The sequence below is a fragment of the Parasphingopyxis algicola genome (assembly GCF_013378075.1).
GTDB classification, from domain to species: Bacteria; Pseudomonadota; Alphaproteobacteria; order Sphingomonadales; family Sphingomonadaceae; genus Parasphingopyxis; species Parasphingopyxis algicola.
Window position 1 is genome coordinate 624,460 of sequence record NZ_CP051131.1, and the last position, 23,769, is coordinate 648,228.

At 65.2% G+C, this 23,769-nt stretch carries 20 protein-coding genes; 12 read left to right on the forward strand and 8 right to left on the reverse strand.

Going from position 1 to position 23,769, the window contains the following annotated elements; translation table 11 throughout:
• Nucleotides 1–41: 41 nt before the first annotated feature.
• From guaB to HFP57_RS03110, 3 genes are read left to right on the forward strand one after another with little or no spacing between them, the layout of a single operon-like run.
• Nucleotides 42–1,499: an IMP dehydrogenase gene (guaB, locus tag HFP57_RS03100; protein WP_176868430.1), complete on the forward strand. Its 1,458-nt coding sequence runs from the start codon at nt 42–44 to the stop codon at nt 1,497–1,499.
• Nucleotides 1,500–1,532: 33 nt separating this feature from the next.
• Nucleotides 1,533–2,717, forward strand: a complete 1,185-nt coding sequence (locus HFP57_RS03105; protein ID WP_176868431.1) for an RsmB/NOP family class I SAM-dependent RNA methyltransferase — start codon at nt 1,533–1,535, stop codon at nt 2,715–2,717.
• Entirely contained in the window at nt 2,711–3,268 is a 558-nt protein-coding gene (locus tag HFP57_RS03110) for a tetratricopeptide repeat protein (protein ID WP_246263299.1), read from the forward strand. The genes HFP57_RS03105 and HFP57_RS03110 overlap by 7 nt, the downstream gene beginning before the upstream one ends.
• Here HFP57_RS03110 and rsmA read toward each other — a convergent pair.
• The 4 genes from rsmA to HFP57_RS03130 form a co-directional block, all read right to left on the reverse strand.
• Complete coding sequence (gene rsmA / locus HFP57_RS03115) at nt 3,265–4,089, reverse strand: 16S rRNA (adenine(1518)-N(6)/adenine(1519)-N(6))-dimethyltransferase RsmA (RefSeq protein ID WP_176868432.1); 825 nt, start codon at nt 4,087–4,089, stop codon at nt 3,265–3,267. The two genes, HFP57_RS03110 and rsmA, sit on opposite strands and share 4 nt — an antisense overlap.
• Nucleotides 4,086–5,090 (reverse strand): 4-hydroxythreonine-4-phosphate dehydrogenase PdxA, encoded by a 1,005-nt coding sequence (pdxA, locus tag HFP57_RS03120; RefSeq protein ID WP_176868433.1) that lies wholly within the window; start codon nt 5,088–5,090, stop codon nt 4,086–4,088. Before pdxA ends, rsmA begins: the two co-directional genes overlap by 4 nt.
• A 13-nt stretch (nt 5,091–5,103) precedes the next feature.
• A complete protein-coding gene (locus HFP57_RS03125) occupies nt 5,104–6,447 on the reverse strand; it encodes a peptidylprolyl isomerase (protein ID WP_176868434.1) in 1,344 nt (447 codons plus the stop codon).
• 111 nt (nt 6,448–6,558) lie between these two features.
• Entirely contained in the window at nt 6,559–8,835 is a 2,277-nt protein-coding gene (locus HFP57_RS03130; RefSeq protein WP_246263306.1) for an LPS-assembly protein LptD, read from the reverse strand.
• Nucleotides 8,836–8,984: 149 nt separating this feature from the next.
• On the opposite strand from HFP57_RS03130, the gene HFP57_RS03135 reads away from it, so the two are divergent.
• The 3 genes from HFP57_RS03135 to ndk all read left to right on the forward strand — a co-directional run bounded on the left by HFP57_RS03135 (nt 8,985) and on the right by ndk (nt 11,423).
• Entirely contained in the window at nt 8,985–10,454 is a 1,470-nt protein-coding gene (locus HFP57_RS03135) for a leucyl aminopeptidase (RefSeq protein ID WP_176871120.1), read from the forward strand.
• 9 nt (nt 10,455–10,463) lie between these two features.
• Nucleotides 10,464–10,901 (forward strand): DNA polymerase III subunit chi, encoded by a 438-nt coding sequence (locus tag HFP57_RS03140; RefSeq protein WP_176868435.1) that lies wholly within the window; start codon nt 10,464–10,466, stop codon nt 10,899–10,901.
• Between the two features lie 99 nt (nt 10,902–11,000).
• Nucleotides 11,001–11,423 carry a nucleoside-diphosphate kinase gene (gene ndk / locus HFP57_RS03145; RefSeq protein WP_176868436.1) on the forward strand — a complete coding sequence of 141 codons (423 nt, stop codon included), beginning with the start codon at nt 11,001–11,003 and terminating at the stop codon, nt 11,421–11,423.
• A gap of 99 nt (nt 11,424–11,522) precedes the next feature.
• Here the strand turns inward: ndk and purN are convergent, their stop codons facing one another.
• Complete coding sequence (gene purN, locus HFP57_RS03150) at nt 11,523–12,482, reverse strand: phosphoribosylglycinamide formyltransferase (RefSeq protein ID WP_176868437.1); 960 nt, start codon at nt 12,480–12,482, stop codon at nt 11,523–11,525.
• Nucleotides 12,475–13,581, reverse strand: coding sequence for a phosphoribosylformylglycinamidine cyclo-ligase (gene purM / locus HFP57_RS03155; RefSeq protein WP_176868438.1), 1,107 nt, complete (start codon nt 13,579–13,581; stop codon nt 12,475–12,477). The genes purN and purM overlap by 8 nt, the downstream gene beginning before the upstream one ends.
• Nucleotides 13,582–13,643: 62 nt before the next feature.
• On the opposite strand from purM, the gene HFP57_RS03160 reads away from it, so the two are divergent.
• The 4 genes from HFP57_RS03160 to HFP57_RS03175 are packed head-to-tail and all read left to right on the forward strand — an operon-like array spanning nt 13,644 to nt 19,265.
• On the forward strand, nt 13,644–14,915 hold the full coding sequence (locus HFP57_RS03160; RefSeq protein WP_176868439.1) for a heavy-metal-associated domain-containing protein: 1,272 nt from the start codon (nt 13,644–13,646) through the stop codon (nt 14,913–14,915).
• The gene (locus HFP57_RS03165; protein ID WP_176868440.1) at nt 14,912–15,517 is read left to right on the forward strand and encodes an HdaA/DnaA family protein; all 606 of its coding nucleotides are present in this window, start codon (nt 14,912–14,914) and stop codon (nt 15,515–15,517) included. Before HFP57_RS03160 ends, HFP57_RS03165 begins: the two co-directional genes overlap by 4 nt.
• A 24-nt stretch (nt 15,518–15,541) precedes the next feature.
• On the forward strand, nt 15,542–17,713 hold the full coding sequence (locus tag HFP57_RS03170; RefSeq protein ID WP_176868441.1) for an RNA degradosome polyphosphate kinase: 2,172 nt from the start codon (nt 15,542–15,544) through the stop codon (nt 17,711–17,713).
• A 43-nt stretch (nt 17,714–17,756) separates the two neighbouring features.
• A complete protein-coding gene (locus tag HFP57_RS03175; RefSeq protein WP_176868442.1) occupies nt 17,757–19,265 on the forward strand; it encodes a Ppx/GppA family phosphatase in 1,509 nt (502 codons plus the stop codon).
• Nucleotides 19,266–19,416: 151 nt separating this feature from the next.
• Here the strand turns inward: HFP57_RS03175 and HFP57_RS03180 are convergent, their stop codons facing one another.
• Complete coding sequence (locus HFP57_RS03180) at nt 19,417–19,728, reverse strand: I78 family peptidase inhibitor (protein ID WP_176868443.1); 312 nt, start codon at nt 19,726–19,728, stop codon at nt 19,417–19,419.
• Nucleotides 19,718–20,899 carry a ribonuclease D gene (gene rnd, locus HFP57_RS03185; protein WP_176868444.1) on the reverse strand — a complete coding sequence of 394 codons (1,182 nt, stop codon included), beginning with the start codon at nt 20,897–20,899 and terminating at the stop codon, nt 19,718–19,720. The genes HFP57_RS03180 and rnd overlap by 11 nt, the downstream gene beginning before the upstream one ends.
• Before the next feature lie 190 nt (nt 20,900–21,089).
• On the opposite strand from rnd, the gene aspS reads away from it, so the two are divergent.
• Together aspS and HFP57_RS03195 are read left to right on the forward strand one after the other, a co-directional pair.
• Entirely contained in the window at nt 21,090–22,880 is a 1,791-nt protein-coding gene (aspS, locus tag HFP57_RS03190) for an aspartate--tRNA ligase (protein WP_176871121.1), read from the forward strand.
• Nucleotides 22,877–23,755: an alpha/beta fold hydrolase gene (locus tag HFP57_RS03195; RefSeq protein WP_176868445.1), complete on the forward strand. Its 879-nt coding sequence runs from the start codon at nt 22,877–22,879 to the stop codon at nt 23,753–23,755. The genes aspS and HFP57_RS03195 overlap by 4 nt, the downstream gene beginning before the upstream one ends.
• The last annotated feature ends 14 nt before the right edge of the window (nt 23,756–23,769 follow it).

The following is a 23,769-nucleotide window of genomic DNA, read 5'->3' on the forward strand; positions in this document are numbered from 1 at the left end:
TAGACGCGCGACAGCGAATCTGGAGCAAGGTGAACGCGGTCATGGAAATCAGCGAAGGACTCACATTTGACGACGTCCTTTTACGCCCGGGGGAGTCCGAAATTCTGCCCAGCGCGGCAGACACGACGACGCGACTGACCCGCGAAATCGGCCTCAACATCCCAATCCTCTCCGCCGCCATGGACACAGTGACCGAAGCGGACATGGCGATCGTCATGGCGCAACTCGGCGGAATCGGCGTTCTCCACCGCAACCTCTCGATCGAGGAGCAGGCCGGCGCCGTCCGCGCGGTCAAGCGCTTCGAATCCGGTATGGTCGTCAATCCGATCACCATGGCCCCGAGCCAGACGCTGGCCGACGCTCTTGAACTGATGGAGCGCAATCGGATTTCCGGCATTCCGATCACCGAAAAGACCGGCAGGCTGGTCGGCATCCTGACGCACCGCGATGTGCGCTTCGCCGAGAATCCCAAACAGCCCGTGTCCGAACTGATGACCAAGGACGACCTCGCGACGGTCGGGCAGGGCGTTTCGCAGGAGGAAGCCCGCCGCCTGCTGCACCAGCGCCGGATCGAGAAGCTGATCGTCGTCGACGACGATTATCGCTGCGTCGGGCTGGTCACCGTCAAGGATATCGAAAAGGCCGTCACCTATCCGCACGCGACCAAGGACGATTCCGCCCGGCTGCGCGTCGCCGGGGCGACGACCGTCGGCGACAAGGGCTTCGAGCGCACCGAAGCGCTGATCGACGCCGAGTGCGACCTGATCGTAATCGACACCGCGCACGGCCATAACCGGTCGGTGGGCGAGGCGGTCGAACGGGTGAAGAAACTCTCCAATTCGGTCCAGGTGGTCGCCGGCAATGTGGCAACCGCGGAAGGCGCGCGATCGCTCATCGATTCGGGCGCCGACGGCATCAAGATCGGCATCGGCCCGGGTTCGATCTGCACGACGCGGGTGGTCGCCGGGGTCGGCGTGCCGCAGCTGACGGCGGTCATGGAATCGTCCGAAGAGGCGGCCAAGTCGAATGTCCCGGTCATCGCCGATGGCGGCTTGCGGACCTCGGGCGATGTCGCCAAGGCGCTGGCCGCCGGCGCATCGACGGTCATGATCGGCTCGCTGCTGGCCGGGACGGCCGAGGCGCCGGGCGAAACCTTCCTCTATCAAGGCCGATCCTACAAAAGCTATCGCGGCATGGGCTCGGTCGGCGCGATGGCGCGCGGTTCTGCGGACCGCTATTTCCAGCAGGACGTGACCGAACAGCTCAAGCTCGTGCCCGAGGGCATCGAGGGACAGGTGCCGTTCAAGGGCCCGGCGAAGGATGTCATCCACCAGCTCGTCGGCGGCGTGAAGGCGGCGATGGGCTATACCGGCTCGGCCACCATCGACGCGCTCCAGAAACGCGCGGCGTTCCTCCGGATCACCAATGCGGGCCTGCGCGAAAGCCATGTCCATGACGTGTCGATCACGCGCGAAGCCCCCAACTATCCGACGCGTTAGTGCGTTGACGCGGATCCGCGCCGACGGCCTGAAATGACACCCGCCGCGCGTCTGCAGGCGGCGATCGAGCTGCTCGACGACATCATCGCCGCGGCAAGGGGCAACGGCGCGGCCGCCGATACGCTCATCAAGCGCTATTTCCGCGACCGACGCTATGCCGGATCGAAGGACCGGCGCGCGGTCCGCGATCTCGTCTATCGCGCGATCCGCCGCTACGGCGAGGCGCCCGTCAACGGCCGCGCGGCGATGGTCGGGCTGGCGCAGGACGAGCCGGCGCTGCGCGACCTGTTCGACGGCTCGGTCTATGGGCCGGCGCCGCTCGGAGAAAACGAGGTCGGCGCGCTGCCGACTGATATGCCGCAATGGCTGCTCGCGAGCTTCGCCGATACCCTCGACGAAACCGATATCGACAGTCTGACCGGCCGCGCGCCGCTCGATATCCGGGTCAATCTCGGGCGAACCTCGCGGGAAGCCGTGCTCGACCAGCTCGACGGAGCCGAGGCCGGAAAGCTGAGCCCCTCGGCGGTGCGACTGCCGCAGGGCTTTCCGATCGAGCAGCACGCACTGTGGCGCGAAGGCCTGGCCGAAATCCAGGACGAGGGCAGCCAGTATATCGTCGACCGATGCGCGGCCGAACCGGGGATGACGGTTGTCGATCTGTGCGCCGGGGCAGGGGGCAAGACGCTGGCGCTGCATGACCGGATGGGCGGCGAAGGACGGCTGATCGCCTGCGACGTCGACCGCAAACGCCTGTCGCGGCTCGCGCCGCGCGCGGCGAGGGCCGGGATGACGGGGATCGAGACCCGGTTGCTCGATCCGGGCAAGGAAAACGCCGCGCTGGCCGATATCACGGATGCGGCGGATATCGTGCTGGTCGACGCGCCGTGCAGCGGCACCGGCACCTGGCGGCGCAATCCCGAGGCGCGCTGGCGGCTCGATGCGCAGGCGATCGCCCGCTATGCCGCGCTCCAGGCGCAGCTGCTCGAAACCGCCGCGCCTCTTGTAAAGCCCGGCGGTTTTCTGGTTTACATCGTCTGTTCGCTTCTGGCGCGAGAAGGGGAAGGGCAAATCGCACATTTCCTGCAAAGTCGTTCGGATTTCAGCAAGGTGGACCCTGCTAACGATCAGGCGGTCGCGTCGGGAGACGGCTTCGTCCTCACGCCGGCGCGCCTCGGAACGGACGGGTTTTTCTTCGCAAGGCTGCAACGGTCATGCTAGAAGATCGCAAGGAAACTGTAACGGAGCTCATCATGCGCTTTTCGCCGCTCGCCATCGCAATCTCCCTGACGCTCGCCACGGTATCGAGCGGCGTGCACGGCCAACGGGGCGATGACGACATCAATCCGCGCTCGGTGGCGCTGGTCGAGGCGGGACGCGCGGCACTTGCGGACGGCGACGCGCAGCGTGCGGCCGATCTGGTCGAAAGCGCGCTCGCGGTCGATCCGCGCAACCGCGACGGGTTCATCGCACTGGCGGAGATTTCCGAGGCCAATGGCCTGCCGGGCAAGGCAATCCGCTTCTATCGCCAGGCGTTGACCATCGATCCGAACGATCTCGCGGCGCTCGAAGGCCAGGGCAGGGTGCTCGTCAGCCGGGGCGCGGTCGAGCGTGCGCGCCGCAATCTCGTGCGCATCGAGGCCCTGTGTGAGATCGAATGTGCCGAAGCGACGACTCTGGCCGCGGCGATCGCAAGCGGTCCGCCGGCGCGGATGGCGGCGCAGCAGGCCGTGGCACCGGTTCCCGAGGCCGAAGAAGTGATTACGCCCTAAGCCGCGTCGATGGCGCGGGCCAGCGCGACATAATCGCCGACCTCTAGCGTTTCCGCGCGACGCGTTTCGTCGATTCCCAATTCTTCCAATGATTGATGTGCATGTGGCACGTTTTTGAGACTTTGCCGCAGCATTTTACGACGCTGGCCGAAAGCGGCCTGGGTGACGGCACCGATCGTTTCGACGCGCACGCCCTCCGGCGCGGTTTCCGGCACGATATGGACGACTGCCGACATCACCTTGGGCGGCGGGACGAAGGCCGAACGGTGCACTTTCAGCGCGATACTGGCCGCGGATCGCCACTGTGCGAGGATCGAAAGCCGTCCATAGGCGGCATCGCCGGGACCGGCGACGATGCGCCGTGCCACTTCCTCCTGGAACATCAAGGTCAGCGACCGCCACCAGGGCGGCCATTCGGCGACCGTGAGCCAGCGAACCAGCAAGGCCGTGCCGATATTGTAGGGCAGGTTGGCGACGATATGCGCGCCGCTTGCGCCCGCCGCCGGCTCGTCGATCGCCATCGCGTCGCCGGACACCAGCGCGAGCTGCCCTGGGAAATGCTCCGCCAGCTCGTTCAGCGCCGCAATGCACCGGTCGTCGCGCTCCACGGCAATGACGTGAGCGCCTGCGGCCAGCAGCGCGCGGGTGAGGCCGCCCGGTCCCGGGCCGACCTCGTAGACGGTCCCGCCCGCCAGATCGCCCGGGATCGTGGCGATCCGGGCGAGCAACTGGCCGTCGAGAAGGAAATTCTGACCGAGCGCCTTGTTCGCCCGCAGCCCGTGCCGGGCGATGACCTCACGCAGCGGCGGGAGCGCCGTCACGCAGCGACGCTGCCTTCGTAGATCACCCGCTGTTCGGCGCAGAAACTGGCGAGGCTGATCGCCGCGATCGTCGCGCCCGGATTGGCCTTGTCCTCGCCCGCAATCTCGAAGGCCGTGCCATGATCGGGCGACGTGCGGACGATCGGCAGGCCGAGGGTCAGGTTGACGCCCTCGTCGAAATGGAGGGTCTTGAGCGGGATCAGCGCCTGGTCGTGATAGAGGCAGAGCGCGACGTCATATTGCGTCCGCGCCGCCTCGTGAAACATCGTGTCGGCGGCAAACGGCCCGCGGGCGTCATATCCTTCCTCGCGCAACTGGACGATCGCCGGTTCGAGGAAATCGATCTCCTCGCGCCCCAGGGCGCCGAACTCGCCCGCATGCGGGTTGAGCCCGGCAAAGGCGAGGCGCGGGTTCGCGATCCCGAAATTCCGCGCCATGCCGCGCGCGGCGGCCCGGCCCTTGTTGACGATGAGTTCCACCGAAATGACATCGGGCACGTCCCGGAGCGGTATGTGCGTGGTGATCGGCACCGTCTTCAAGGATGGCCCGGCGAGCATCATCGCGGCGTTTTCGCGCGCGACACCGCACCGTTCGGCGACAAATTCGGTCTGCCCGGCATGGGAGAAGCCGATATCGTAGAGCCGGTTCTTCGAAACCGGGCCCGTGACGACCGCCTGCGCCGCGCCGGAGCGGGCAAGGCCTACTGCCAGCTCGAGCGAATCGAGAGCGCAGCGCGCGCCCTCGGGCGTCGGAAACCCGGGCTTCGTCTGTTCTCCGCTTTCGACCGCCAGCAGCGGCAGGGCGCGATCGAACGCCGCGGCTGCCTCGTCCGGAGAACCGATCCGCTCGACCGGGCCGTCCCAGACGGCGCTCAGCGAACCCGGATCGCCGACGGCAAAAAACGGTTTCAGGTCATAGGTCTGGCGCCGCGCCCAGCTTTTTCCCGTAATTTCGGGCCCGATACCCGCCGGATCGCCCAGTGAGACTGCTATCGGCGTCATGGCGAAACCGGCCTCAGCGATATTCGATGACCGCGTCGCGCCGCAGGTCGCGCAGATAGCGCCGTGCCCGGCGGTCGGCCCGTTCCTGTTCGAGACGTGCCATGATCACGTCCGCATCCGGTTCCGCACTCGCCGGCGGGTCGTCGCGGCCGCACAGCACGAGTACGCGGACGCCGTCCGTAAGCGAGCCGAAGGGCGCGGTCGCCTCGCCGACCTGCAGATTGCCGATATTGCGCTGGAGCACCTCGGGCAGGTCGCCAAGCCGGACACCGTCATTCTGCACGATCTCGCCGCCCAGATCGACGGCGATCGTGTTGGCCACACCGCATCCGCCACCGGCCTGGGTGGCCGATGACAGTGCCTCGATCTGGGGTTCGGCCACGGCGCGTGTCGTGCCTGGCGGAAACGTCAGCGTGATCTGCGTGAGGCTCAACACCGCGTCGCGCGGGTTGCCGACGAGAATCTGCCGCTGATCGATCAGCGCGATGATCGAAAAGCCGCCCGGGATCGGAATCGGCTGGCTGACTCCGCCGACCGGCATCTGCGTCACGACCGCCGCGAGTTCCGGCGGCAGCTGGGCCGGCTGCAACCAGCCGAGATCGCCACCGACCGCCGCGGTCGACGCCTGGGAAAACTGCCGAGCATAGGCTTGGAACGAGCCGCCGGACTGGATCTGCTCGAGAATGCGCCGGGCGCCGTCGAGCATTTCGGCCTCATTGTCCGGCCGGGCCGGCAGATAGATTTCGGCGACTCGATATTCCGTCTGGCCGCGCGACGCTTCCAGCCGTTCCACGATCGCCTGTACCTCGGCGTCGCTGACGCCGACGGTAGGATTCACGTATCGCCGCAAAAGCCGGCGCCACGCCAGCTCGCCTTGAATCTGGCGCTTCATCGACCGCGCCGAACTTCCCTGCGTCCTCAGAAAGTCGGAGAATTGATCGGGCGAGGCATTCGAGCGCTGCGCGACCTGCGCGAACGTCGCATCGACATCGGCGGACGGGATCTGGATGTCGTTGGCCCGGGCTTCCTGGATCTGCAGCGTCTCGTCGATCAGGTTGCGGACGATCTGCATGCGCAGCCGCTGGCGCTCCTCGTCGCTGATCTGCGCGGCGCTGTTCGCCGCGAGAAACAGATTGAGCCGGTGATCGACATCGGTGCGGGTGACGATCTCGCCATTCACGATCGCCGTCGGTTTGCGGATGTTCGGATCGCGTTCGCCGAACACCGTGAAGGTGGACGGCAGATCGAGCTGCGCCGCAGTATTGGCCATTGCATCGTCGGCCGTCTGGGTCGCCCCCTGTGAGGTTGCGAGCGTCGCAAGGCCCGCAATTGCGAATATCTTGATGGTCCGGCGCATTCCGCGCCCTCGAAACTGTTCACGCATTATTTTAAAGAATCCCATATCTGCCGAGGCCCTAGGCCAGCATCTGTATCGCCTCTATTAGAACGAATGTTCCTGAACCACAGCTTAGCGGCCCAAATTGGTTAAGGCAAAGCGTAGCAGGAACGTGTTGCCCCGCCGCGCGTCGCCCGTGTCGTCATAATCGCGCCGCCAGGTGAACCCGAATTCGAGCCCTTCATCCTCATATCCGAAACCGAGACGCGTGCGGACCGGCTCGAAACCATCCGATTGCGAGAGCGGATCCTCCTGCCGGCTCGTCAGATCGACGACCGCCGACCCGAAGATCGACCAGTAGTTGCCGATCGCAACCCGGGCCGAACTCCGCAATTCCTCGCGGTCGCGCAAATCCTCGGCGCTGAAGGTGATGTCGCGATTAAGCCGGAGATAGCCGATCTCGGCATAGGTGGTGCGCGAGCCGATCGCGAAATCGATCTCGTTGCGGCGCAGCTCGAGATTGTCCTTGTCGAGCCGGAAACGGTGGGTGAGCGCCAGGAAACGCCCATAGCGAATTTCGGTCCGTCCAACGAAATCGGAAAAGCGGGACGCGAGGCCGGTTCCGGCCGGAAAGAGCGCCGGCTCGCGACTCAGCCGGTAGCTTTGCGCCAGGCTCGAGCGGAGCGAGAAGCGCGGAAGGTCGAGCGCATATTCGCCGCCATAGGTGACGCGCGCTCCGTCCTCGAACCGGTCGTAGCCGGGGAACCGGTTGAGGGCGAACACGTTCGTGCTTTCGAGCTCGATCGCCCGAGAATCCTCGTTCGGCACTTCGAGATTGGACAGCGGCGGTGTCGCCACGAATTGCACGCGCGGCGTGATCCGCTGGACGCCGCCCAGCACTTCGCCGACGAACGGCCAGGCGACATCCGCCGCGACCGCGCTGATGCCGCGAAACTGCCAGCCGTCCTCACCGCGATAGAGGCCGGTCAGCGTGTCGGCATTTTCGTCGGAATGATAGACATCGCCGCGGACGAGTGCGGTCAATGTAACCTGCTGCCCCATCGTCGTGATTCGGCTGAGGCTCCACTCGGCGCTGGCGAAGGCGCGCTGCGTATCCTGGCCCTCGGTGCGCACGATGCCGAGCGAATTGGCCTGGAGGTTGATCGTACCGCCGAGCCAGTCCTCGTCCGTCCGCAGCCGGTAGTCGATGACCGGAATGGCGAACGGCTGCTGGCCTGAGTCCGACGTCACCCGCAAATCCTGCACGGCCCAACCGGCGAGCGAGAAATAGCTGTCGACCCCGATCCGTTCGACCGCCACGGTCGAGCGCAACCGGTCGTCGCGCGAAATGTCGTAGCGGCGGAGGAACGTGTCGTCGGTCGTCAGCCGGCCCGAACCGCTGACGCTCCAATAGGGCGTGAACTGGAACCGGCCATTGCCCTCGATATAGCCGCGGAAATCCTTGTTTCCGGTCGTCGTGAAGCCGCCGCCGGGGAGCGGGTCTCGGCGCGTGCCATAGGTGGCCATGCCGCCGATCTGGAACGCCCCTTCCGCTGCCAGGTTGCGATAATTGGCGGAGATCGACGGCAGGACCTCGGTGTAGAAACGCGGGGTAATCGTCAGATCCCGGTTGGGGGCGATCTGCAGATAATAGGGGATGCCGATTTCCAGGCCGTTGGTGCGACTCAGCCGGAGATCGGGGACGAGGAAGCCGCTGGCGCCGCCGGCCGTGCCGTCGGGGTGCGAAAAGGCCGGCAGCGCCATGACGGTGACGCCGAACAGCTCGAACCGCGCATTGCTGTAGCGGATGCGGTTGGTCGCCGGGTCATGGACGATCCGGGCCGCGGTGATCCGCCAGCTCGGCAGCCGCGGCTCGCCGTCGTAATCGACGGCGCGATAGGGAGTGTAGGCGGCATTTTCGAGAGTCGACACACCGTCGATCCGGTCGCCCTGGCGCGCCGCGAGACGGCCGCCATTCTCCAGAACGATCAGCAGATTGTCGACCATGCCGTCACGCAGCGTATCGGTCAGCGTCGCCGTATCGGCATAGGCTGTCTCGCCCTGCGGCGAGCGCACCGCGACATCGCCGCTCGCCTCCACCGATCCTGTGCGCCGGTTCCAGACGACGCGGTCGGCCCGGAGCCGCGCGCCAGCCCGTACCAGCTGAACATCGCCGATGGCGGTGACGATATCGGCCTCGCCGTCATATTCGACCGTTTGCGCGCTGAACGCGATTTCGTCCGGATTCTCCGGCGAGGCGAGCGGCGGGATTTCGGTGTCGGTGAATATGACCGGCGGGATCATGTCCCGGAAACCGACCGGCGGTTCGCCCTGCGCATGAGCCGGGTTTGCGGAAAGGGTCAAAACCAGCGGCAGCGCGGTCAGGCTGAGAATATGGCTACGCGTCAAATTTACCACCGGTCACTGTAACGGCCCTTCGGCCGCGCCTATCGCACCCCGCGCGCCATGCTGCAATCGCCTTTGCCAGAGCCTGAACGCTCGTCTATCGGGAGAGAAAGCCATCCCACCCTCATAGCGGCAGGAGAATACCGATTTCCATTCCCGTCACATTCGCTTCGTCCGTCCCCGAAGACTCTTCCGCGCTCATTCTGCCGCTGGGCAAGGGCAAGCCGCTCGATACGGCGACGAAGGAGCTGTCCGCAGACGCGGCGAATCTGGTCAAACGCGCCGCCGAGGCCAGCCGGTTCGAGGGCGATCTCGGATCAATCGTGGAGATTTTCGACGAAACGAAGCACGGAACCCGCCGGATCGTGATCGTCGGTGCGGGGAATGGGGACGATACCGAGTCGCTGCAGAAAGCCGGAGGCGCGGCGATGGCGAAACTGCTGACGTCGGGCGAAACCGCGCTCGCTTTCGACGCGCGGACCAGCGGCGAGAAGGACGCCGGATCGCGGATGGCGTTCGGCGCGCTCCAGCGCAGCTGGCGGCTCGACAGCTACCGCACGAAAGCGCCGGCCAAAACGAAACCGACGGTTGAAGAAATCGCCGTCGTCGCCAACGATGCCGAGGCCAAACGCTGGGACCATTTCCAGGCCCTCTATGCCGGTATCGCGCTGGCGCGCGAGCTTGTGACCGAGCCGCCCAATATCATCCATCCGCAGGGCTTCGTCGAACGTTGCCGCCCGCTGAGCGAGCTCGGCGTCGAGATCGAAGTGCTGGACCGGGACGAGATGACCGAACTCGGCATGGGCGCGCTGCTCGGCGTCGCACAGGGCTCGATCCGCGAACCCAAGCTGCTCGTGATGCGCTGGGACGGCACCGGCGGGGCGCAGAAGAACCCCGTCGCCTTTGTCGGCAAGGGCGTGACCTTCGATACGGGCGGGATCTCGCTCAAGCCCGGTCCGGGCATGGAGGACATGAAGTTCGACATGGGCGGTGCTGCTGCGGTGGCGGGCGCGATGTGCGCGCTCGCGGGCCGCAAGGCCAAGGCGCATGTCGTCGGCGTGTGCGGGCTCGTCGAGAATATGCCGGGCAGCAACGCCCAGCGGCCGAGCGATATCGTGACGACCATGTCGGGCCAGACGGTCGAAGTGCTCAATACCGACGCCGAAGGCCGGCTCGTCCTGTGCGACGCGATGCACTGGACGCAGGAGAAATATTCCCCCGAGGTCATGGTCGATCTCGCGACCTTGACCGGCGCGATGATTATCGCGCTCGGCCATGAACATGGCGGCTGCTTCTCGAACGATGACGGCCTTGCGGACCAGCTGCTGGCGGCCGGCACCGGCAGCGGCGACAAATTGTGGCGGATGCCGCTTGGCAAACCCTATGACAAGCTGATCGATTCGCCGATCGCCGACATCAAGAATGTCGGGCCGCGCGAGGCGGGATCGATCACCGCCGCGCAGTTCCTCCAGCGTTTCGTCAAGGACGGCGTCAAATGGGCGCATCTCGACATCGCGGGCACGGTCTGGATGAAATCGGCGTCGAACCTCTGGGACAAGGGCGCGACCGGCTATGGCGTCCGCCTGCTCGATCGCTTCATCGCCGACAATTTCGAAGGATAGCGGAGCGGCGTGCAGGTCGATTTCTATCAGCTCGCCGGTACGCCCGTAGAGACCGTCGTGCCGCAGCTTGCGGCGAAAGTGCTGGAGAGCGGCGAGCGGCTCCTCATCGTCGCCGGCGAAGAGCGGCTGCGCACCTTGCTCGACGAGGCGCTCTGGACGCATGACCCGACGTCCTTCCTGCCGCACGGATCGGACGCCGACGAGAGGGCCGCCCATCAGCCGATCCTCCTGTCGGACAAGCCGGAGGCGGCGAACGAGGCCAGGTTCGTGATGCTCGCGGACGGGGCCTGGCGCGACGAAGCGCTCGGGTTCGAGCGGGTTTTCTATCTCTTCGATGCCGACCGCCTGGACGACGCCCGGACCGCGTGGCGCAGCCTGGCCGAGAAGGACGGTGTCGAGCCGCGCTACTGGAAGCAGGAGGCGGGGCGCTGGCGCCAGGGGCCCTGACGTCCGGCCGGACCGACGTCACAGCCCACTTGCGCCCTTTGCGGCTTGGCACTAAGCGGGCCGGAAATCCCCTCATTACCTATCGGAGTTCAGCCCATCATGGCCGTGACACGCACTTTCTCCATCATCAAGCCCGACGCCACCCGCCGCAATCTGACCGGCGCGGTCACCAAGATGCTCGAAGAAGCGGGTCTGCGGGTCATCGCCTCCAAGCGCATCCGGATGTCGCAGGAACAGGCCGAAGGCTTCTACGCGGTGCACAAGGAACGGCCGTTCTTCGGCGACCTCGTCGAATTCATGACCTCGGGCCCGGTGGTCGTGCAGGTGCTCGAAGGCGAAGACGCCGTCGCCCGCAACCGCAAGATCATGGGCGCGACGAACCCGGCCGATGCCGATGAAGGCACGATCCGCAAGACCTATGCCGAATCGATCGAAGCCAATTCGGTCCACGGGTCCGACAGCGACGAGAATGCCGCAATCGAAATCGCCTTCTTCTTCGCCGATCACGAGATCGTCGGCTAGCGACGGGGATCCGCTTGGCCCATTAGCCCTGAGCTTGTGAAGGGCGTTTCCCGGATGGAGAGACGGGCTTCGACTGGCTCAGCCCTGATGCACCTAAGATCAGCCCAGAAACTCCGCCAGCTTCTGGAGCTTTTTCGGCGCGACGAAGCTCCAGCTCTTGCGCAGCCAGCTCGCGATATGATCCCAGTCGACCGCGCCCGTATCGAGCCGGATCGCGATCCAGCCTGACGGGCCGTAATAGGCGGGCCGATAGTAAAGATCGGGCTCGGCCTCGATCAGCGCCGCCTGTTCGTCGACCCCGCTGGTCTTGACGAGGAGCGCGATCGCGTCCTCGCCATGATGGTGGATCGAGACATAGGCGAAGAATTTGCCGCTTTTCTCGCTGCCGACCCGCCAGCCCGGCGCGCCGTGCGACGTCCTGGCACGGGTTTCGGGCAGCGCGAGCGCCAGTTCGCCGACCTTCGCAACCAGCCAGTCCGGATCCAGCTCGCGGCCGACCAGTTCTGCGAGCACGCGCGGATAGAGCTGATGCTCGGCAAGCCGGATGCGGGTCGCGAGCCGCTCGGGCGTGTCGTCCGGCAGGATCGCGACCTCGGTCTGGTCGAGTATGGGGCCATCGTCGAGCGTCGCCGTCACCAGGTGTACGGTGCAGCCGGAGACCGTATCGCCGGCGTCGAGCGCGCGCTGATAGGTGTCGAGACCTTTATATTTAGGGAGCAGCGAGGGGTGGATGTTGAGCATCCGGCCCTCCCATTTGCCGACGAACTCGTCCGACAGGATCCGCATATAGCCGGCGAGCACGACATAGTCCGCGCCTGCCGCGCGGATTTCGCGGTCCATGATCGCGTCGAAAGCGGCACGCTCCATGCCCTTATGGCTCCGGGCGAAGGTCGGCACGCCTTCGGCCGCGGCCAATTGGAGCCCACGGGCCTCGGGATCGTTCGCGGCAACCAGCGCGATCTCGTACGGACAGTCTTCGTGCTTCGCGGCGTAAAGCAGGGCGGCCATGTTGGTTCCCCGCCCGGAGATGAGGACGGCAACGCGGGCGCGTTCAGCCATTATGCGTCGCGCTCCATGCGGACATGGCCGACCAGTCGTCGGCCGATCCCGATACCGTGCAGCCGCGGTCACCCTCGGTGACATGCCCGATCCGGTGAACCGTCTCGCCGGCCTCGGCCAGCGCCGCCGAGACCGTATCCACTTTATCCGCGGCCACGATCAGCGCCATCCCGATCCCGCAGTTGAAGGTGCGCGCCATTTCCCCGGGCTCGATATTGCCCTGCGCCTGGAGGAACGCCATCAGCCGGGGCTGCTCCCAGCCTGAGGCATCGACATGGGCGTGCAAGCCATCGCCGAGCACGCGCGGGATATTTTCGAGCAATCCGCCGCCGGTGATATGGGCCATCGCCCTGATGTCGCCCGCGCGGACGAGCGGCAGGAGCGCTTTCACATAGATCTTCGTCGGCTCGATCAGCGCGTCGACTAGCAGCCGGTCCCGGTCGAACGGGGCAGGGCGGTCGAGCTTCCAGTCCTTGTCGGCGGCCAGCTTGCGGACCAGCGAATAGCCGTTGGAATGGACGCCGGAGGAGGCAAGGCCGAGAATGACATCGCCCGCCGCCACATCGCCGCCGGTCAGCGCTTCGCCGCGCTCCACCGCGCCGACGCAGAAGCCCGCAAGGTCGTAATCGCCATCTGCATACATGCCCGGCATCTCGGCCGTTTCGCCGCCGATCAGCGCGCAGCCGGCCTGCTTGCAGCCCTCGGCGATGCCCGCGACGACGCATTCGGCGACGCCATTGTCGAGCTTGCCGGTCGCGAAATAGTCGAGGAAGAAAAGCGGCTCCGCGCCCTGCACGATCAGGTCGTTGACGCACATGGCGACGAGATCGATGCCGATTCTGTCGTGCCGGTCATGATCGATCGCCAGTTTGACCTTGGTGCCGACGCCGTCGTTCGCCGCGACGAGCAGCGGATCGGAATAGCCGGCTGCCTTGAGATCGAAAAAGCCGCCGAAGCCGCCGAGATCGGCGTCCGCACCCGGCCGGGCGGTCGCCCGGGCAAGCGGCGCGATCGCCTTCACGAGCGCATTGCCGGCGGCGATCGAGACCCCGGCCTTTTCATAGCTATAGGGTTCGGGCGAATTGTGCTTGGCGTTCATCTTTATAGCGACTAGCCACATCGCTCTTGGATTTCCACGGCCAAGTCGCCAAAAGGCCCACAATGCAGTTCGTAACCCGTAATCTGAAAAAGCTGTTTGTGCTCGCACTCGCCGGTATCGGCGCGACGGGAATCCTGCTCGCCCAGCAGACGCCCGAAAATTCGCGCGATTTCGGCTTCGACAGCGCCGCCAATTACGAGGTGACGGATATACTGGTCGACGCGTCGGGCGAGGATGCCGAGGATGCGCGGCGCAACGCCTGGGAACAGGCGCAGCGCGAAGGCTGGCGGATGCTGTATGCGCGGGTCAATGGCGGACCGGCGTCCCAAGCGCCCAATCTCAGCGATTCGTCGCTGAGCGCCGTCGTCACCGGGATCATCGTCGAGGAAGAACAGATCGGCCCGACGCGCTATGTAGCGCGGCTCGGCGTGATGTTCGATCGCGCGCGCGTCAGCCGCTATCTGGGCGTTTCCGGCGTCGTCCGCCGCTCGCCGCCGATGCTGATCCTGCCGGTGCAGTGGGTCGGCAGCACGCCGATGAGTTTCGAGGAGCGCACGCGCTGGGAACGCGCCTGGCTCCGCTTCCGGTCCGGCGAAAGCCCGATCGACTATGTCCGTGCCAGCGGCACCGGACCGACCCCGCTGCTACTGACCGTCGGCCAGACCGGACGGCCCGGACGCGGATGGTGGCGGTTCCTGCTCGATTCCTATGGCGCGGTCGATGTCGTCGTCCCGGTCGTCCATCTCCATTATGCCTATCCGGGCGGACCGGTATATGGCCGGTTCGTAGCCTATCACGGGCCGGATCGACGCAAGATCGCGCAATTCTCGCTGCGGGTGCGCAGTTCGGCCAGCCTCGACCAGCTGCTCGACGAGGGCGTCCGGCGGATCGACGCCGCCTATACCGAAGCGCTCGAGGACGGCCGGCTCCGGCCCGATCCCTCCCTCAACTTCGAATTCGGTCTCGACGAAGACGCGCTGGAAGAGGCGCTGGACGAACTGCAGGACAGCGTCGCCGCCGCCGAGACCCGGCCGGCCGAACCGGCCGTCAATACCGAACAGGCGAGTTCCACAGGCCGCTATACGATCCAGGTCGTCACGCCCGACGCCAACGCGGTTCGCGCGAGCGAAGCGGCAGTGCGCGGCACGCCGGGCGTCCGTGGCGCCTCGACGTCCAGCCTGGCGATCGGCGGAGTTTCGCTGATGGAGGTCAACTATATCGGCGACCTCGATACGCTGGCGTCCGCGCTGGCCGCCAGGGGCTTCCAGGTCCAGCGCGGCGACGGCACATTGCGGATCAGCCGTGGCGGTTCGGACACACCGGACGGCCAGTGAGCCAGTTTGCGCTGCCGCTCGACTGGCCGGAATCCGGCCGGGGCGACGCGTTCATCGTCGATGCCAGCAACAGCGAAGCGGTTCGCCACCTCGAACATTGGTCGCTCTGGCCGGTGCGGACCAGCCTGTTGACCGGTCCCCGAAAATCCGGACGTTCGACGCTAGGCCAACTTTTCGCGCGCAAGAGCGGCGGCCGCGTGATCGACGATGCCGACCTTTCGGCCGAGGAGACGCTATTTCACGCCTGGAACGCGGCGCAGGCCGACCGGCAGCCGCTGCTGATCATCGCCGACGAACCGCCGCCCAGATGGGAGATCGCCTTGCCCGACCTCCGGACCCGCATCGCGGCGACGCCCAAGGTCCGCATCGGCGAGCCGAGCGACCAGTTGATCGAAACCCGGCTCCAGCACCATTTCGGCGCGCAGGGCATGGCGATCCCGCAAAATGCGATCGACTATCTGCTCAAGCGCATGGATCGCAGCCATTATGCACTGCATCACCTGATGGAGACGCTCGACCGGCTGGGTTTCGAACGGCGCAGCCGAATCACGCTGGGGCTGGTGCGCGATGCGATGAAGGAGCTCGGTTTCATCGACGTGTAACATAGAAATGGCTAAAAGCCTGTCATGGACGAGTATAATCCCGAACATATCACCGAAGATTTTTCCCGGGAGACAGAAGCGGAACCTGGCACCGAGGATCGCTATTTCAACCGCGAGCTGAGCTGGCTCGGTTTCAACGAACGCGTGCTCGAGGAAGCGCGCAATGCCGCGCATCCGCTGCTCGAGCGGCTGCGGTTCCTGTCGATATCGGGCAACAATCTCGACGAGTTCTTCATGGTCCGCGTCGCGGGCCTGAAAGGGCAGCAGCTCCAGGGCGTCGAAATGCGCTCGGCCGACGGGATGACGCCCGGCCAGCAGCTCGCCGCCGTTGCCGATTGCGCCAATGCGCTGATGGACGAGCAGCAGCGGGTCTGGACCGAACTCCGCGCGGCGCTGGCCGAGGCCGAGATTTTCGTCCTGTCGGACACCGAAATAGAGGGCGAGACCGAGACCTGGCTATCCGAGCATTTCCACACGCACATCTTCCCGGTGCTGACGCCGCAGGCGCTCGATCCCGCGCATCCCTTTCCGTTCATCCCGAACAAGGGGTTCAGCCTCGTCTTCGATCTCGAACGCAAGAGCGACGGCGAGCCGATCCGCGAACTGCTGATGGTGCCGACGACCCTGCCGCGCTTCGTGCGGGTGCCGGGCGAAACGGCGCGCTATGTCGCGATCGAGACCATCATCCGGCGGTTCACCGATATCCTGTTTCCCGGATATGACATGGTCGGGCAGGGCGCGTTCCGGATCATCCGCGACAGCGATATCGAGGTCGAGGAAGAGGCCGAGGACCTCGTCCGCTATTTTCGCAGCGCCATCAAACGCCGTCGCCGCGGGCGCGTGATCCGCCTGAAGCTCGAAGCCGATATTCCGGACGATATGGAAGAATTGATCCGCCGCGAAATGGGCGGCGACGATTCGATCGTGGCGGAATCGAGCGGTTTCCTGGGCGTGGCCGATCTCGAACAGCTGGTCGAGGAGGACCGGCCGGATCTCAAATTCCCGCCGTTCAGCCCGCGCTTTCCCGAGCGGATCCGCGAACATGGCGGGGACTGTTTCGCCGCGATCAAGACCAAGGACATCGTCGTCCACCACCCCTACGAAACGTTCGACGTCGTGGTCGCGCTGCTCAAACAGGCCGCCGACGATCCCGATGTCGTGGCGATCAAGCAGACGCTCTATCGCGCCGGCAAGCAATCCGCGGTCATCCGCGCGCTGATCGACGCCGCCGAGGCGGGCAAATCGGTGACGGCCGTGGTCGAACTCAAGGCGCGGTTCGACGAGGAGCAGAACCTGCTCTGGGCCAATGCGCTCGAACGCGCGGGCGTCCAGGTCGTCTACGGCTTCATCGAATGGAAGACCCATGCCAAGGTCACGATGGTCGTCCGCAAGGAAGAGGATGGCTACCGGACCTACTGCCATTTCGGCACGGGCAATTATCATCCGGTGACGGCGAAAATTTACACCGATCTCAGCTTCTTCACCGCCGATCCCCGCGCCGGTCGCGATGCGGCCCAGCTGTTCAACTATATCACCGGCTATGTGCAGCCCGAGGGGTTGGAGCTGATCTCGATGTCGCCGCGCGACATGCGCAACGATCTGATGAAGCTGATCGATGCCGAGATCGCCAATGAACGCGCCGGGAAGGACGGCGCGGTCTGGGCCAAGATGAATTCGCTCGTCGATCCGGCGATCATCGAAAAGCTGTATGAAGCCAGCAATGCCGGGGTCGAGATCGATCTGGTCATTCGCGGCATCTGTTGCCTGAAGCCCGGCGTGCCGGGCATGTCGGAGAATATCCGCGTGCGTTCGGTCATCGGCCGGTTTCTCGAACACAGCCGGATCGCCTGTTTCGGCAACGGCGCGGCGCTGCCCAACAAGAAGGCGCATGTTCTGATCAGTTCGGCGGACTGGATGCCGCGCAATTTCGACCGCCGCGTCGAATATATGATGCCGATCGAGAACCCGACCGTGCACGCCCAGATCCTCGATCAGGTGATGGTCGCCAACCTCATCGACAACGAGCAGAGCTGGCAGCTCAATCCCGACGGCAGCTATACGCGGATCGTGCCCGAGGGCCGGCCGTTCAACCTCCATCGTTATTTCATGACCAATCCGTCGCTGTCGGGCCGCGGCGCAGCGCTCAGCGAGCAGGGATCGATGCCGAAGAAGCTGCACGTCAAGCGACGTGGATAATCCGGTTCCCAGCGGCAACCCGAACGTCTAGAAGTTTCGGCCGATGGCCGTGCTTTCTCTTTTCCGCTCGGAAGAGACCTCTCCCGCCGCGCAGGACGGACGCACGGCGGTCATCGATATCGGCTCCAACTCGATCCGGCTCGTCGTCTTCGACGGCCATGGCCGGTTGCCCGCCTTCCTCTTCAACGAGAAAGTGATGGTGGGACTCGGCGGACGCCGGGACGAGAATGGCGATCTGAAGGACGACGCCATCGCCGATGCGATGGAAATCCTGCAGCGGTTCCGGTCGCTCGCGACCGCGATGAACGTGACCGATCTCAGGGCGGTGGCCACGGCCGCGGTCCGCGAGGCGAGCAATCGCGACGACCTGCTCGGCCAGCTCGCGGATATCGGCATGCCCGTGCGCCTGTTGTCGGGCGGGGACGAGGCGAAGCTCGCCGCCATGGGTGTCCTGTCCGCCATACCCGAAGCCGAGGGTCTGGTCGGCGATCTCGGCGGCGGCAGCCTCGAACTGGCGCGCATCGGGGGCCGGGAGGTAAAGGAATGCGTGTCGTTCCCGCTCGGCGTGCTGCGGGTTGCGGAGTTGCGGGCGTCGGGCAAGAAGGGCGCGCTCAAACGCGCCGTCGCCAAAGCGCTCAAATCCGCCGAGTGGATCGGCAAATGCGAAGGCCAGCCCTTCTACCTCGTCGGCGGCTCGTGGCGTGCATTGGCCCGGGTCGACATGCAGCGCACCAGATTCCCGCTGCCGATCGTCCATCACTATACGATGCAGCCGGAACGCGCGGCGAAGCTCGTCCGGCTGCTGGCGCGGATCGACAAGTCCAAGCTCACCTGCGTTCCCTCCATGGCGTCGCAGCGCATACCGAACCTGCCCGATGGCGCGGCGATCCTGTCGCAGCTCGTCAAGCAGGCCGGTCTCGGCGAGCTCGTCGTGTCGGCCTATGGGCTGCGCGAGGGACTGCTCTACGAACGGCTCGACGAAGATACGCGCAAGATCGATCCGCTGATCGCCGCGACGCGGGAGGAGGGCGAACGCCAGGGCCGTTTCCCCGAACATGGCGACCTGCTCAACCGCTGGATTGCACCGCTGTTCGTCGACGAATCGGACACCGACAAGCGCATCCGGCTCGCCGCCTGCCTACTCGCCGATACCGGGTGGCGGGCCCATCCCGAATTCCGCGCCGAACGCGGGCTGGAAATGGCGCTGCACGGCAACTGGGTCGGGATCGAGAGCAACGGCCGCGGTAAGATGGCGCAGGCGCTGTTCACAAATTTTGGCGGCGGCGTCGGGGTGGTGGAGGAGCTCGTCAATCTGTGCAGCACTCAGGAGCTGGAACAGGCCGCCCGTTGGGGGCTCGCGATGCGGTTCGGCCAGCGGTTGAGCGGCGGCGTTGCCGGGCCGCTCGAACTGAGCAATGTGGCGGTGGAGGAGGGCAGGCTGGTCCTCGCACTCGATCAGGGCGATGCCGAACTCTACAGCCAACCGGTCGCCAAGCGCCATCGCCAGCTGGCCGACGCGTTCGGCAAGGAGCCGGAGATGCGGCTGCTGTAAAGGGAAATACCCTTGGTTCGATCGTCATTGCGAGCACAGCGAAGCAATCCAGAGCTGTAAATGGCAACGCAGGCCGCTCTGGATTGCCGCGGGCCTCCGGCCCTCGCAATGACGTCTCGTTTAGCCTGAAGAGATGGCTCTACAACGAAGATCAGCCGCAGTTGATGGCCGTGACGGTCGATCCTTCGTCATATTCGATATTGAGCCGGGCCGGCCGGTAATCCATGGTTACCGCGCTGTTGGGCGGTATCCAGCGCAGCTCCCGGGCACCGGAAAGCCGCATCGCGGTGACCGCCAGTTCCTGGCTCACCGGCTCGCCGACCAGTTGCTGCGCCGCATCGGCGTCGCAAGGCCCGCCGCCCACCATCGGCAGTTCGTCGACCGGCCGATCGTCGGCTGTCGTCGCGCAGGCACCGAGCGTCACGAACGCCGCCGCCGAAGCAATTCCAAGTCTAACCCTCACCCTCATCCTCCGCATGCGTCACCTTCAACTTCCCGTCGCGCACGGCAAATGCAACGCGGCCCTCGACCAGGTTGAGCGCGTCGCGGCCAAACTCCTCGTAGCGCCATCCGGCGAGCAAACCCAATTCATCGCGCTCGCCCGCGGCCAGTTGCTCGAGATCGTCCGCCTTCGCGATCAGGCGCGACGCGACGCCGATCTCGCGCGAACGGATCTTGAGGAGCAGCTTGAGCAGATCGGCAACCAGCGCGCCCTCCTTGCCCAGGCCCGGCTTCCGGCTCTTGCGGGTGGGCAGTTCGCTCTCGGGCAACGGTTCGGCATGATTGACGACCTGCATCAGTCGGGCGCCGATATCGTTGCCGCCCCAGCTTGACGGCAGGCCCCTGATCTTGGCGAGCGCCTTCTGGTTTTTCGGCGGATGGGACGCGATATCGGCCAGGGTCTCGTCGCGCAGCAGTCGGCCGCGCGGCAAATTCTTGTCCTGCGCCTCCCGCTCGCGCCAGGCGGCGATCGCCTTCAACCGCCCCAGCACATCGGCCTTGCGGCTCTGGATGCGCACGCGTTTCCAGCTCTCCTCGGGCACATTGGCGTAGTTTGCGGGATCGGCAAGCCGCTCCATCTCGGCATTGATCCAGGCGCCGCGCCCGGTTTCGCGCAGCCGGTCCAGCATTCTCGGAAACAGTTCTGCGAGATGGGTCACATCGCCGATCGCATAATCGAGCTGACGCTTGTCGAGCGGGCGACGGGCCCAGTCGGTAAAGCGCGCGCCCTTGTCGAGGCTCTGGCCGAGCAGCGCGTCGACAAGGTTCGAATAGCCGATCTGCTCGCCGAGACCGAGCGCCATCGCCGCAATCTGCGTGTCGAAGATCGGGTGCGGCGTCTTGCCGGTCAGATTGTAGACAATCTCGACATCCTGGCCGCCGGCGTGGAAAACCTTCAGCACATCCTCATTGTCGACCAGCAGGTCGAGCAGCGGCGTCAGATCGATACCGTTTGCCTTGGGATCGATAGCGGCGGCCTCTTCGTGATCGCCGATCTGGATCAGGCACAGGTCGGGCCAATAGGTGCTCTCGCGCATGAACTCGGTGTCGACAGCGACAAAGTCCGACTTCGCCAGGCGCGCGCACAGGTCTGAGAGGGAATCGCTGTCGTCGATCAGCGGATGGATACGCATGAAGCCCGTCTATAGAAGCTGCCGCGCTATCGGCAATGCGAACTGCCAACAACAATGTGAACAGCGGGAGGGTGTTTCGCCTGATAAATCCGATCTGGCCAAATCCGATCTAGAAGGTGACGAACGGCTTTCGACCAACTAAGGGAGCCCCTTTCTTTCCAACCTCTCGATCGATTGAACCGAAATGACCATGCACGCCTATCGCACTCACAACTGTTCCGAGCTTCGCAGCCACAATGTGGGCGAAGAGGTCCGCCTGTCCGGCTGGGTCCATCGCAAGCGCGATCACGGCGATCTGGTGTTCGTCGATCTGCGCGACAATTTCGGCATCACGCAGATCGTGACCGAGGTCGACGGCCCCGCCTTCGCCACGCTCGAGAGCCTGCGTTCGGAATCGGTCATCACGGTTACGGGGAAGGTGGTCGCCCGCTCGGCCGATCTCATCAACCCGAAGCTCGACACCGGCGAAATCGAGGTCCGCGCCCAGGCCGTGGACGTGCAGTCGGCGGCCGAGGAACTGCCGATGCCAGTGGCCGGCGAGGCCGATTATCCGGAAGATATCCGGCTCACATACCGCTATCTCGATCTGCGCCGCGAGAGCATGCACAAGAATATCCTGCTCCGCTCCGATGTGATTTCTTCGATCCGCAAGCGGATGATCGAGCAGAATTTCACCGAGTTCCAGACGCCGATCCTGACCGCCTCCTCGCCGGAGGGCGCGCGCGACTATCTGGTGCCGAGCCGGGTGCATCCGGGCAAATTCTATGCGCTGCCCCAGGCACCCCAGATGTTCAAGCAGCTGATCATGGTCGCCGGTTTTGACCGCTATTTCCAGATCGCGCCCTGCTTCCGGGACGAGGACGCCCGCGCCGACCGCAGCCCGGGCGAATTCTACCAGCTCGATTTCGAGATGAGCTTCGTGACCCAGGAAGACGTGTTCCAGGCGATCGAGCCGGTCCTGCGCGGCGTGTTCGAGGAATTCGCCGACTGGGACGGGAAGGGGCGGACCGTCGATCCCGATTTCGTCCGCATCCCCTTTGCCGAAGCCATGCTCAAATATGGCTCGGACAAGCCGGACCTCAGAAACCCGCTCGAAATCACCGATGTCTCGACCCATTTCGAAGGCTCCGATTTCGGCCTGTTCGCCAATATCGTCGGTTCGGGCGGGGTCGTCCGCGCGATCCCGGCGCCCAAGACCGGCGATCGCGGCCGCCGCTGGTTCGACAGCATGAACGAATGGGCGCGCGGCGAGGGCTTTGCCGGCCTTGGCTATATCAACCGCAAGGACGGCGCGCCGTCGGGCCCGATCGCGAAGAACCACGGCGAAGAGAAAACGGCGAAGCTGCTCGAAGAACTGGGACTTGGCGAAGAGGACAGCGTGTTCTTCGCAGCCGGCAAGGAAGCCGAAGCGGTCCGCCTGGCCGGCGGGGCCCGCACCCGGCTCGGCGAGGAGCTCGGGCTGATCGACGAGACTGTCTTCAAATTCTGCTGGATCGTCGATTTTCCGATGTACGAATATGACGAGGAGCTGAAAAAGATCGATTTCAGCCACAATCCCTTCTCGATGCCGCAGGGCGAGATGGAAGCGCTGGAAACCAAGGACCCGCTCGAAATCCTCGCCTGGCAGTACGACATCGTCTGCAACGGCGTGGAGCTCAGTTCGGGCGCGATCCGGAACCACCGGCCGGACATCATGTACAAGGCGTTCGAAATCGCCGGCTACAGCCAAGCCGATGTCGACGAGAATTTCTCGGGCATGATCAACGCGTTCAAGTTCGGCGCGCCGCCCCATGGCGGGTCCGCGCCGGGCATCGACCGCATCGTCATGCTGCTCGCCGGCGAACCCAATATTCGCGAGGTCGTGCTGTTCCCTATGAACCAGAAGGCCGAAGACCTGATGATGAGCGCGCCGAGCGATGTCAGCCTGAAGCAGCTGCGCGAACTGAACCTGCGCGTCGTCGAGCCGCCGAAAGAGGGATGAGCGAACCGGCGGAGAGATATTTCGGCGAGGGCGATCCCCGGCTCCGCTATTTCGAATGGGGCGACCCGGCGGACCCGGTCATCCTGCTGCTGCACGCGACCGGCTTCCATGCCCGCTGCTGGGACAAGGTCGTCGCGGCGCTTCCCGCCGGATACCGGGTCATCGCCGTCGACCATCTCGGCCACGGGCGGAGCGCCAAGCCGGATACGCTGGCCGACTGGACTCGCACAGCCGAGCCGCTGATGGCGCTGGTCGAGGGGCTGGAGCTGCGGAATGTGATCGGCGCCGGCCATTCGATGGGCGGACACTGCCTCGTCCAGATGGCGGCGCGGATGGGCGATCGTTTCACGCGGCTCGTCCTGATCGATCCGGTGATCATGGAGCCCGCGCTCTATAAGAATGCGCCGAAGCTCGAAGACGTCGATCCGTCGGCCAATCCGGTGTCGCGGCGGCGCGCGGTCTGGGATTCGCCGGAGCAGATGTTCGAGCGGCTCAGGGAGCATCCATCCTATGCGATCTGGCAGCCCGATGTCTTAATGGATTATTGCCGCCATGGCCTGTTGCGCCGGCCCGATGGCGACGGATTCGAGCTGGCCTGCCCGCCGCTCCTCGAAGCGTCGGTCTATGCCGGATCGCTGTGCATCGACCCCTATCCCATGGTCGATAAGGTGGCGGTGCCGGTCACCATATTGCGCGCGCCGCCCGGTACGCGGGACGGTACGCTCGATTTCACCCGGTCGCCGACATGGCCGGGACTGGTCGAGCGGTTCGCCGATGCCTGCGAGGTCTATCTGCCCGAGCTGACCCATTTCATGCCGATGCAGGACCCGGTCCGCATCGCCTACGAAATCGTTAACACTTCGCCCATATCATAACATTGTGTAAAGTT